This window comes from Pseudoalteromonas tunicata (genome assembly GCF_002310815.1).
In the GTDB taxonomy this organism is placed as follows: Bacteria; Pseudomonadota; Gammaproteobacteria; order Enterobacterales; family Alteromonadaceae; genus Pseudoalteromonas; species Pseudoalteromonas tunicata.
In genome coordinates this window covers 1733425-1744787 of sequence record NZ_CP011032.1, presented here as the reverse complement: position 1 = coordinate 1744787, position 11363 = coordinate 1733425, and the positions used below count along the sequence as shown (strand labels likewise).

At 38.9% G+C, this 11363-nt stretch carries 10 protein-coding genes; 3 read left to right on the top strand and 7 right to left on the bottom strand.

The window, feature by feature from the left end:
- The first annotated feature begins 42 nt into the window (after window positions 1–42).
- Window positions 43–1455 (top strand): YfcC family protein, encoded by a 1413-nt coding sequence (locus PTUN_RS07990; RefSeq protein ID WP_009839730.1) that lies wholly within the window; start codon window positions 43–45, stop codon window positions 1453–1455.
- 91 nt (window positions 1456–1546) lie between these two features.
- On the opposite strand, the gene PTUN_RS07985 is transcribed toward PTUN_RS07990, so the two are convergent.
- Entirely contained in the window at window positions 1547–2125 is a 579-nt protein-coding gene (locus PTUN_RS07985) for a GNAT family N-acetyltransferase (protein ID WP_009839729.1), read from the bottom strand.
- 51 nt (window positions 2126–2176) lie between these two features.
- Window positions 2177–2368: a ribosome alternative rescue factor ArfA gene (arfA, locus tag PTUN_RS07980; RefSeq protein WP_009839728.1), complete on the bottom strand. Its 192-nt coding sequence runs from the start codon at window positions 2366–2368 to the stop codon at window positions 2177–2179.
- A gap of 358 nt (window positions 2369–2726) precedes the next feature.
- Here arfA and hemH point away from each other — a divergent pair, with 358 nt between their 5' ends.
- On the top strand, window positions 2727–3746 hold the full coding sequence (hemH, locus tag PTUN_RS07975) for a ferrochelatase (RefSeq protein WP_009839727.1): 1020 nt from the start codon (window positions 2727–2729) through the stop codon (window positions 3744–3746).
- Window positions 3747–3848: 102 nt separating this feature from the next.
- Window positions 3849–4715 (top strand): CPBP family intramembrane glutamic endopeptidase, encoded by an 867-nt coding sequence (locus PTUN_RS07970; RefSeq protein WP_009839726.1) that lies wholly within the window; start codon window positions 3849–3851, stop codon window positions 4713–4715.
- A gap of 124 nt (window positions 4716–4839) precedes the next feature.
- Here PTUN_RS07970 and PTUN_RS07965 read toward each other — a convergent pair whose 3' ends face one another.
- The 5 genes from PTUN_RS07965 to gap all read right to left on the bottom strand — a co-directional run bounded on the left by PTUN_RS07965 (window position 4840) and on the right by gap (window position 11362).
- The gene (locus PTUN_RS07965) at window positions 4840–5703 is read right to left on the bottom strand and encodes an SMP-30/gluconolactonase/LRE family protein (protein ID WP_009839725.1); all 864 of its coding nucleotides are present in this window, start codon (window positions 5701–5703) and stop codon (window positions 4840–4842) included.
- 111 nt (window positions 5704–5814) lie between these two features.
- A complete protein-coding gene (locus PTUN_RS07960; protein ID WP_096035244.1) occupies window positions 5815–8469 on the bottom strand; it encodes an NERD domain-containing protein in 2655 nt (884 codons plus the stop codon).
- 96 nt (window positions 8470–8565) lie between these two features.
- Window positions 8566–8841: a hypothetical protein gene (locus PTUN_RS07955; RefSeq protein ID WP_009839723.1), complete on the bottom strand. Its 276-nt coding sequence runs from the start codon at window positions 8839–8841 to the stop codon at window positions 8566–8568.
- Window positions 8842–9453: 612 nt separating this feature from the next.
- The gene (locus PTUN_RS07950; protein WP_009839722.1) at window positions 9454–10155 is read right to left on the bottom strand and encodes an outer membrane protein; all 702 of its coding nucleotides are present in this window, start codon (window positions 10153–10155) and stop codon (window positions 9454–9456) included.
- A 199-nt stretch (window positions 10156–10354) separates the two neighbouring features.
- Entirely contained in the window at window positions 10355–11362 is a 1008-nt protein-coding gene (gene gap, locus PTUN_RS07945) for a type I glyceraldehyde-3-phosphate dehydrogenase (protein ID WP_009839720.1), read from the bottom strand.
- Window position 11363 lies beyond the last annotated feature (1 nt).

The window sequence follows — 11363 nt, the reverse complement described above, 5'->3', positions numbered from 1 at the left end:
CTAAAACTGCATTAATTATCTATTTTTTATGGAGATATTTTCATGAGCAACATCCTCAAGGTGCCTCATACCCTGATTTTATTATTAGCTATGATGGTCACAGCGCTAATTGCGACTTGGCTTGTACCACAGGGATTTTTTGATACCACACTGTCGGAATCTGGTCGCCAGATGGTGGTAGCAGGTACCTATCAAACGGTAAGCGAACGCCAATACCTCACACCTTGGGATTTATTAACCGCGATCCCTCGAGCCTTCGCTGCAGCGCAAGATGTTATTTTCTTTGTTTTAATTGTTGGTGGGGTCTTATCCATTGCCCGTGCAACTGGCACCGTAGATGCGTTAATTGGCCGTTTACTTGAACGCCATGGCAGCGCGCCACAACGTTTAATCTTTATGGTGGTTTTTTGTTTTGCTCTTGCCTCTAGCACCATAGGCACAGCGGGCGAATACATTCCGTTTGTAATTATCTTGGTGGCTCTGTGTAAGGCGATGCGTCTTGACGCCATGACAGCTGTCGGCATGATAGTTGCCGGTTACGGCATTGGTTATGGTGTGTCTGCATTTAACCCGTTTACCGTGCTTATCGCGCAGCAAATAGCTGAAGTACCCGTTTATTCTGGAATTTGGTTGCGTTTAGCGATATTTGTTCCATTTGTACTCATTGGTTTTCACCATGTATGGCGCTATGCACAAAATGTTGCCAATGATCCAAGTCGCTCAATGATGATAGGCGTACCCTGTATTTTAGCCGACAAAGCCCAACCTGATTACCCCGCGCTTAATTCTCGCCATAAACTCATTTTAAGCAGTTTTATCCTTGTGCTATGTATCGCTGTTTGGGGCATTGCGACGCAAGGTTGGTATTTGTACGAATTAGGTGGTGTGTTTATCGCTTGGGGAGCATTGATTGCAATCCTTGGTCGCTTAAGTGCGGATGAAACCGCAGAACGTTTTATCGAAGGTGTATCAGACTTAGTAACAACCGCTATTTTAATTGGTGTTGCCCGTGGTATTGCATTGATTTTAGAAGATGGTCAAATATTGCATAGCCTAGTCCATGGAATGTCTTTACCGCTTTCATATGTGAGTGCTGAAATTTCAGCTGTTGGCATGCTAGTAATTCAAACTTTACTCAATACCTTTATTCCGTCAGGTTCAGGCCAAGCCTATGTCACGATGCCTTTAATGGCTCCGCTTGGTGATTTAGTTGGCGTCCCACGCCAAGTTGCGGTACTTGCTTATCAGTTTGGTGATGGGTTTTCGAATATGATTATTCCAACAAATGCGGTATTAATGGGTATTTTAGGGATGGCCGGAGTGCCATATGGGCATTGGTTCCGCTTTTGTTTACCATTACTGCTTAAGCTGATGCTTGCTTCTGCGTTGGTATTAGTACTAGCAGTCATGTTTGGTTACGGACTTGATGTACAACCTGTGGCACAAATGTCTTAAATCAGTTTGTTACGCCGATTGATAAACATCTCAACTTAGTCGATGTTTATCAATCAATGAACGCAGATAGATTTAATCTCCAAGACTCAAGTTATTTCGCGTCACCTAAGATCACCGAGTAATAAACTGCTTGGTGATCACCAAACTGGTCTTGATGCACGTAGTGTTTTACACATTGCATACCTAACTTTTTCATCACAGCAATCGAACCCAAGTTTTCAGCCAATGCAGTGGCAGAAAACTGGCTAATACCACGTTGCACAGCCAATGCATTAAGTACCGCACTTGCAGCCTCTGAGGCATATCCTTTACCCCAAAACACTTGTTTAAATCGCCAACCTAACTCAAGGTTTTGATATTGAGGGTGCTCACTAAAAAAATCCATTGGCCTTACTAATACCCAGCCTAAAAACTCATCCGTCTCAATTAGCCTCACCTGCCACAGGCCAAAACCTTGCTGCTGATCGGCATATTTTGCCAAACGCGGTAAAAAAACAGTGTGGATATCCGTCAAAGACGTTGTCGTACCTCCTGTTAAATATTGCATTACAGCGGGATCTTGATCGAGCTCATACAATAAATTGGCATCAGCAGCAGTCATAAATGAAAATTTTAAACGACTGCTTGGTGTAATAGTGACATTATTTGTCTGCGATGAGGATAAAGGCATAACAACTCCCTTTGATTACGACTAGTAAAAACCTTATTTGATGAACGCTAGTTAAGCGACCATTAAATAAGGCTCTTGGCCTTGATGTTTTGCTTTACGTGCAAATGATCCTTTGCCTTTTTTAGCTTTAACTACTTGTAACTTAAATAATTTAGAAGTCACTAATGCGGCTAATGCATTATCGTTAATCTGCCCTCTTCCAAGCTCAATTTTATTTGGCTTATGTTGCTTATTCTTTTTCATAATAGTTATTTACCTTCTTAATGATTGGCACCTTGCCAATCACGCCACTATAAAAATCTTTTTATTAAATAACCAGTATTTATTAAAAAAGACTGATCTTTATTTTTTATTTGCCCGTAATGGTGTGTGAGGGGCATAAAACACCGACTATATGTTTTAATTAAACCCCCTCGCCAAGCCTAAATCAGCGACTTAATTCTTTTCAAGATTAAGTCGCTGAGTTTTTTATATAACCTGATGCACTACGCTTATTACAGCTTTTTCGATTTTTAAGCGCCTAGAGCCTAAAAAATATATTAATATCAACAAGTATGCTTATAATGCAGCTGTCCTAAATTTCGCTTTGAAGGAATCATTTGTGTCTCGATTTTCTGCTATTACCGATAACCCCCATGAACAGCGTTTTAATCAAAAAACGGGCATTTTACTAACAAATTTAGGTAGCCCTGATGCGCCTACCACGCCTGCGGTTAGGCGTTATTTAGCTGAGTTTTTGTCTGATCCCCGAATTGTAGAAATCCCAAGACTAGTTTGGTTGATGATTTTACACGGCATCATTTTGCGGGTGCGGCCAAAACGTTCAGCCAAACTTTATCAAGGTATTTGGACTGAAAATGGCTCACCACTGACGCATATAACCAAACAACAGCAACAAAAACTGCAACAGGTGCTTAATGCGAATCATTGTGAGCATGCCGAAGTCGTAATGGCGATGCGTTATGGTAATCCATCGATTGAAGCCGGTTTAGAGCAACTGCGAAACAAAGGGATCACTAAAATTATTGTATTGCCGCTTTATCCGCAGTACAGCAGCCCAACCACAGGTTCAACGTTTGATGCTGTGGCTACGGTTTTAAAAAAATGGCGTTGGGTGCCTGAACTTCACTTTATTAACGGCTACCACAAACAAGCCAGCTACATTACTTCTTTAGCGAATAGTATCACTGAAGATTTAGCTCAAAACGGCACACCTGAACGACTTGTCTTTTCATACCACGGTATGCCAAAACGCTTTTTGGATCATGGCGACCCATATCATTGTTTTTGCCAGCAGACTACCCGCTTGGTAATGGAAAAAATGGGGCTAGATAAAGAGTTGGCTATCACCACTTTCCAAAGTCGCTTTGGTAAAGCAGAATGGCTAAAACCTTACACAGATGCAACACTTGAAGAGCTGCCAAGCCAAGGCTTTAAAAACATTGCGATTGTAAGCCCTGCTTTTAGTGCCGATTGCCTTGAAACACTTGAAGAGCTTGAAGTCGAAAATCGCGAAATTTTCATTGATGCCGGTGGTGAGCAGTATCGTTATATCCCAGCTTTAAATGATAGAGACGATCATATTGAAGCAATGTTTGATTTAGTCAAACCTATGCTGTAATTGAATTAATAAGATCAAAGGTGTATCTGCTGATACACCTTTTTTTTGCCATAAAATCAGGTTAACCTTCAATACTGCGACCCATGACATATTGATGCACCAATGTTTTTAATCGAACAACTCACTAACCTAGCAGTCCCTTACTCTGTTTTACTTATTGCGATGGCGATCACGGTGTTTAAGCCTAAGTACTGGTTTTTCGCAATGTTAACGACCTTGATTTTGGGCTATCTGTATCAAACGATCCAACTGATCGGCATGGTCTATTTGGGAGTCGCTTTTGCAGTGAGTTTTTGGCAACAAAAATCCTCTGGCGTTTTACAACATGTGCTACGTTTTATCATCATCGTTTTTTGTATTGCATTGGCAATTCACCAAATTCCAGGATTTAATAATTTACCAGTTATCGTCAACAGTCAAAAAGGGCCATTAAGCATGCCCTTTACGCTCTATTTAAACTGGGATAAACCCTTTATCTTATTTTTATTGCTCGGGTTATTTCCCACATTATTTGAACGTTTAAATCCTCAATTGCCAGCTTGGCTTAAACAAAAAACAGCGCAATCCCTGCTATTTTTATTTATTCCAGTGGTTATTTTTGGGCTTGCGATGGCTGCTAATTTAATTACTTGGGAATTGAGATTACCTAATTGGTGGTGGTTATTTGCGTTAAATAACCTTATTTTGACTTGTGTGGTGGAGGAGGTATTCTTTCGCGGTTTTATTTTAAAATCGCTGACAGAAAAAGCCCCTGCTGTGCTGGCGTTGCTTATCAGTAGTATCTTATTTGGTGCGGCACATTTTGCAGGTGGTGCAGACTACATGCTTGTTGCAACTTGCGCAGGAGCCTTATACGGGCTGGTGTATTTAATTTCAGGCCAATTACGCTATGCTATTTTTGCACATTTTTCCATTAACTTCATACACCTAGCCTTTTTTACTTACCCTATGCTTAATCATACGCTTTAACAATTTGAAGGCTGCTGTATTTAATTTCAGGCCAATTGCGCTATGCTACTTTTGCCATTACCTTCATACAGCTAGCAGCTAGCCTTTTTTACTTCCCCTATGCTTAATCATTCGCTTTAAAAACTTAAAGGGTAACGACCTCAATTGCGCCACGCTTTTGCATTGTTACATACAAACGGTCTTGTGCTTTATTTAAAGCAACATTGGTTGGAAACTGACCTTTTAATTGAAAGGTTTTAATTATTTTCCCATCCGGTGACACTTTTATAACTGTACCGCTGCCATAACGCGCTATGTACAAATTCCCTGATTTATCAGTGCGCATTCCGTCTAAACCATGATCATCGAACTCTATAAACAGACGTTTATTACTAAGTTGATGCTCTGCATCTAAATCATAGACCCAAACTTTACGCTGAATACTTTCATTCACGTATAACCGAGTTTGATCTGTACTGACAGCTATCCCATTGGTCGTACCCATATGCGCTTCTAATAAACGACTAGTGCCATCGGTATTAATACGCCATAACTGGCCTGTGCTTTGCGCCCAATTTGGATCACTGGCAAATAAAACCCCCGAAGCAGTGATAGCGATGTCATTTGGTTGATTAAAAAGACTATTATGAGCAAATACACTCACTGTTTGGCTATTAGCAGCAATTTTTAAAATATTATGGCCACTGTAATCAGCAACATACAGGTTATTTTGGCTATCAAACTGCAAGCCATTACCTGTACTCCCTTTTGGCAAAGTGACAAATAATTCGGCTTGGCCTTGCGCGCTGACTACGCCTATGGTGCCCTCTTCTTTAAAATTAACCGCATATAAGCGATTATCTGTGCCAAACACCGGCCCTTCAACACCTTGGGTAAAGGTTTGATCAGGGACAAAATCCACGCTATCAATCGCCATTGCTGAGAATATGGGAGAAACAAGCATTGCACTAACAGATAAAGCTAAATAGTTTTTAAAAAAAGGTTTCACAACAAGTACCTAAAGTTATTTTTTAACTAGCAGAACATATCGCAAACAAAAACTAAAGTAGTCTTTAGTCGCATTGATGTGCCCAGCAAAGCTCACTCAACTGGGCATTTACTATGGAATAGTTTTACTGAAGTCACATAATGGATGAGAGCTACAGGTATAAATTCGTGCGCCACTAGCAGAGTCTTTTGTTTCAACCACAGTTGATAAACACTGTGGGCAGAACGAAATTGCTTGTTGAAGAATCTGATCCATTTCGCTATCACTATCACTTATTGCATACTCAATCGTATTTTCTGGTTCAATCGTATTTTCTGGCTCAATCGTATTTTCTAGCTCAATCGTATTTTCTGGCTCAATCGTATTTTCTGGCTCAATCGTATTTTCTAGCTCAATCGTATTTTCTGGCTCAATCGTATTTTCTGGCTCAATCGTATTTTCTGGCTCTGGAGTATTGGGTACACCCCAATTTGGATCTAACGATAGATTAGCGAATAAATATTTCTTCTCTTGCAGCTCATTTTCTTCGGGAGAATATAAACCTTTTGGTTCATTACGCACTAAAGGTTTTAGATCTTTTGCTATTGGTAAAGGTTTAAATTCTAAACTATCGCTCGTATCATCATTACTGATAACTGCTGCGGGCTTTTGAGGTGTTGCATTTACTGCTTTTTGGTCTTCTGGCTCAATACTGATTAGAGTTTCAGGTGGCGTAACAGCCTCAACGACGGGATCTTTGGTAACCTCAACTTGGGCTTTTTGTATCACGTCATCAACACTTGGTTCATCAGGTTTATATTCTCTTACCACAGGCTCTTTGAATTGTGGCTCAGCAAGATAAGATGAGCGTTTTGACCGCGCAAGCTCTTCACCCACTTGTGATGATAAAAATGCAGAAACTTCATCTAGTTGTTCTGCATTGTTTGTAGGTTCATTTTGCATATAAATTGAGTGCCGTTCATCTTCATCTGTCTCAGTATTTAACACTGAAGGCGTTTTGTCTAAAGGGGCTTTTTCTAACGGCTGAGCAGAATCACTAAAGTCTTCTTTTTGAGCAACATCACTGTCTTGATGTTTAATAAGCTCATCTTGCACTTCATTGTTGTTTGTTAAGTTATTTTCTGACTCAAATTGCGGTAAATAATCAGCTCTAGGCTTGGCAAATAAATCGCTATTACGCGATTGCTGGCTAAATTGACTTTCATTTTCATCGAATTCGTCGTTCAAAAGGCTGGATGAGGCAATATCTTGTGGAGTATTTTTATCAAATCGATTCTCAACACTGGGGCCATCTATCTGCTCAATAAATTCAGCTGGGCTGATAAACGGCTCTAGTTCTTCTCGTTGTTCACTGGCATGGTGTGGTGAATTAACTTCAGAATCGTTTGCTAAAAGCTCTTGGCGGATTTCTGAATCGGACACAACCGCTTCGGTCTGCTCGGCAAAGTTATCTGAACCCTCATTGCGTGTTGGCTCCACCTCAGCAGGTGCAATCACATCGTCCAAAACTTCAGGCGCAGGAACTATAACTGGAGCGGTATATAACGGCAACTCAGGTTCTGGTACGGTATTTTGCTGATTAAACTGCTGAGTTAATATCTCATTATACTGTTCAACCTGTTCATCCATATAAATAAAGTGTTTAAAACTCTGGATATAATCAAACATATCAGCACGATGAATTACATTTTCAGGCATTGGAGATTTAAAAACCACAGCATCGTTAAATACTACAATGGTTTTTATTCCTTCATTTAAATCAAGTAAACGGCCTAAAGCAAAGGTTTGTCTGGTTGCAGATTGAAGTGGATTTTCAAATGGTAGAGTTTCACCATTAATTTGTTCTGACCACTGCGCCGCAGCCTGCGTGCCAAAAATAGCACCTTGCTGAGAAGGAAATATCACCACAAATACGCCATAGCTTGAAACAATTACCCGTTCAATTTTACTCTCAGCGCCACTTTCAAGTGACACTCCAAGTTGCTTGTATGAACTATAGATATCTCGATCAAGCTGGTTTTTCGTACGTAGACGTCCTGATTTTGGCTTTCTGGTTTGTTCTGCTTTTTCTTTCAATTGCTGCGAAGCTTGAATGGTTTTTTCTTTTAAAAGGCTTGCTTGCTGCTTGAATTGTGACATGCGGGGTCTAACCCACTTAAGTAAAACCAAGATAATAATGATCAAAATCAATACTATGATAGAGGGCAGCATTAACTGATCAATTAAACTGATTTGCTCAACTGGCTCGGCCACAAAAACAGGAGCTAATTTTAAAGCAGTTTGAGCCTGCTGTTTAACAGCGGCTTGCTCAGCTTTAGGCTGTTCTTTTAGCTGCTTCTCGGCTTCATAGCTTTCTTTTAACTGGGCTTGTTTTAATGCTGTTTGCTGAGCAAGCTCTTCTTGTTCAATTCGAGCTTGAGCTTGCGCTAATTCTTCTTGTTCTTTCTTTAACGCGGCCTGTTTTTGTGCTTCAAGTAACTTTTGAGCTTCTATTTCTGCATTGCGTTTACTTGATAACTCAACTTCAGCACTACTGTTTACAGTTGCTTGATCCGCAGTGGTTTGAGCTGCTTGATTAGTTAAATTTTTACACTCTCGATCATAAGCACGTTTTGCTTGTTTGTAAGGCGAACTATTAGGCGCGTAACTAAACTGATTCATTTGTTGGTTTAACAACAAACATTGGGCTTCTTTATTTGGTGCGGCATAAAGGCAAAAGCTCTGGTTTAAAATGAGCATGAAAAGCAAGAATTTAATTAATCGCATGTTAAAACTGTAGAAATTATAAAATTTTTATTAGCTTACGCTGTTAACAGTTATTTTTCCATCTTAACGCTATGTTGATAGGCATTAAAATCCAAATCAGTAACTTAATTTTTGAATATGTGATACACCGAATGCACCATTTTGGTCTTGATCAAGCGTGATCATAGCAGCAAAAGGCGTAGCTGAAGGCTCAATATGAATACCATTACATAAAAATGAATAATTATTTAACCCATCTTTTGCTGCACACATTGCAACAGGTTCATAAATAACGTTGTCGATGGATGCTACTGCACTTTGAAATAAACTTTTCGCTTCAGGTGTAATCTCATAAGAAAACTGCAACTGACTATAGATATGTGCGTTTGACATGAAAGGTCCTTTTCAAAAATGACTTAGGGCAAACTTAGATGTTTGAAATACTACACCTAAGTAAAACTAAAACTATTACATCCAATAACAGCAACTAAAATATAGCTTTATAAAGATACAAACTGAATAATAAATCGACCTTATACAGCCTTTTCCAACGTGAATGGCCTTGTATTAACATGCAATAGAGTCTTGTTACCCTTGCAATCTTTGGTAGCAATAAATTACTTAAATATTAATTTTAAATTCAATATATTGGTAAATCTGTGAACTAGATAGAAGTAACTATAAATCTACCATAGCCTTATCGATACCATATTCATCTTAGTACTTTTTCGGGAAAAATTATTTAATAACAAAAATAAAAAGCACAGCATTGGTTGGATGCTGTGCTTACAAATTATCTAAAAATAACAGTGCAAAAATAAGGCTGACTTAATAAATTGAGCCTTAATATAAACAAACCCAGAATTGGAAAATCGTTGATAACATCCAATTGTTATCGTCAACACGTTTGTCTCGAGGTATCTTATTCTGATGAGTAATCTCTTGTATAAATAAATGATGAACGGTTAAAAACAGGGATGATTGGTTTAACCGAAAATTAAAATACTATAAACGATACTCCCAATTGATATACGTTTTATCAATCGACATATAAGAAAAATAGCTGTAGCCCAATTTCACCCCCCAGTTGGGGCTAAAGTCATATTGCAGACCAAAACCAAGTTTACCACCTAAAGTCACTTCTGTACTTTGAGCAACATTGGTCTGAATATAGGGGACAGTATCACCCTTAGACTTATATACTTTTGCGTCGATTTTATGAACCGCTAGCCCGCCTAATACATATACAGACCAAGTATCTTGATATTGATAGGGATAATAAATAGCATCAAACTCATACATATCCATTTCGATATCGTAACTATCTCGCTTATCATCTTTTACGAAGCAATCAAAACACAAAAAGTCAAAATCACCTAAAAAGTCTATTTCAATGTCAGCGGTATAGTTGAATCTCAACGCTAAATTATCTTGGAGGTAATAACCCATAGCAAAACTGTAATTAATATAGTCAGATTCGTTACCCGTAACCTGATAATCTTTTAATCGGCTGGTTATTTTGTCTGGTAGTTTTTTTCGAACATCATCATTTTCATACTCAAAGTGATTTGTCAGTGCAGCAAAATTAAAAAAATACCTACCTTCCTTGGTGTGTGTTTGTTCAATTTGAGTACTATTACCTAACGCGCTAAAACTATTAATAGTAAGGAGTAAACTACCTACACTAGTTAATAACACTTGTTTCATTCCATCCACCTTCCCTACGTTCCTAAATTTGCTAAATAATACGTTACTTCGCTAAAGTTTAACCTCCATTATTTGTTAAAAATTGTTTTAAATCAGCATTGAACTATGAATCAGGTAACGAGTCGATTAGATCACTTTAAGTCTTTTTTAGGCAAAAAAAAACCTGTTGAAATCAACAGGTTTTATCAAAAATTTATTTTTAATTCATTAATTTAGCAAGTGTCGTTACTTGATCTAACATGCGGTTTGAAAAACCCCATTCGTTATCGTACCAAGCCATCACTTTCACTAATTTACCATCAACTTTTGTTTGCGTTGCATCAAAAATTGATGAAGCTGGATTGTGGTTAAAATCGATTGAAACCAACGGTAACTCGTTGTATTCCAAAATATCAGCCATTGCGCCTTCGGCAAAACCTTTAATGGCAGCGTTCACTTCCGCAGCGGTGGTTTCACGCTTTGCGATAAAGGTTAAATCAACCAAAGAAACATTAATCGTTGGTACACGCACCGCCATGCCATCAAGCTTACCAGCAAGTTCTGGTAATACTAAACCAACAGCTTTTGCCGCGCCGGTTTTTGTTGGGATCATTGATTGTGTTGCACTACGAGCACGATATAAATCAGGGTGATAAACATCAGATAAATTCTGATCGTTTGTATAGGCATGAATAGTGGTCATGCTACCTTGCTCAATACCAATGGCATCATTAAGGATTTTTGCAATTGGCGCTAAACAGTTTGTAGTGCACGATGCATTAGAAATAATATGACACTCAGGTGTTAATACGTCTGAGTTAACACCGTGTACAACGGTTGCATCCATATCTGTGCCTGGCGCTGAAACGATAACACGTTTTGCACCCGCAGTAAGATGTTTACCCGCAGATTCACGCGTGGTGAACAAGCCTGTACACTCTAAAACGATATCAACATTAAGCGCTTGCCATGGTAAATTCGCCGGATCGCGCTCTTGCGTTAAAACGATTGAATCATCTGCAACTATCATTGCATTTTCAGCTAATGTCACAGGAAAACCAAAACGACCATGTACTGAGTCAAATTGGGTTAAATGCGCGTTAACATTTGCAGGTGCTAAATCATTAATTGCAACGATTTTAATCTCGTTTTGACGACCTGACTCATATAATGCACGCAATACATTGCGACCAATTCGGCCATAACCATTAATTGCTACTCTAATCATC

Bases quoted from the DNA above. Each gene is read 5' to 3' on its own strand.
- PTUN_RS07990 (WP_009839730.1), top strand. From the start codon at position 43: ATGAGCAACATCCTCAAGGTGCCTCATACCCTGATTTTATTATTAGCT.
- PTUN_RS07985 (WP_009839729.1), bottom strand. From the start codon at position 2,125: ATGCCTTTATCCTCATCGCAGACAAATAATGTCACTATTACACCAAGC.
- arfA (WP_009839728.1), bottom strand. From the start codon at position 2,368: ATGAAAAAGAATAAGCAACATAAGCCAAATAAAATTGAGCTTGGAAGA.
- PTUN_RS07970 (WP_009839726.1), top strand. From the start codon at position 3,849: ATGTTTTTAATCGAACAACTCACTAACCTAGCAGTCCCTTACTCTGTT.
- PTUN_RS07960 (WP_096035244.1), bottom strand. From the start codon at position 8,469: ATGCGATTAATTAAATTCTTGCTTTTCATGCTCATTTTAAACCAGAGC.
- PTUN_RS07955 (WP_009839723.1), bottom strand. From the start codon at position 8,841: ATGTCAAACGCACATATCTATAGTCAGTTGCAGTTTTCTTATGAGATT.
- PTUN_RS07950 (WP_009839722.1), bottom strand. From the start codon at position 10,155: ATGAAACAAGTGTTATTAACTAGTGTAGGTAGTTTACTCCTTACTATT.
- gap (WP_009839720.1), bottom strand. From the start codon at position 11,362: ATGATTAGAGTAGCAATTAATGGTTATGGCCGAATTGGTCGCAATGTA.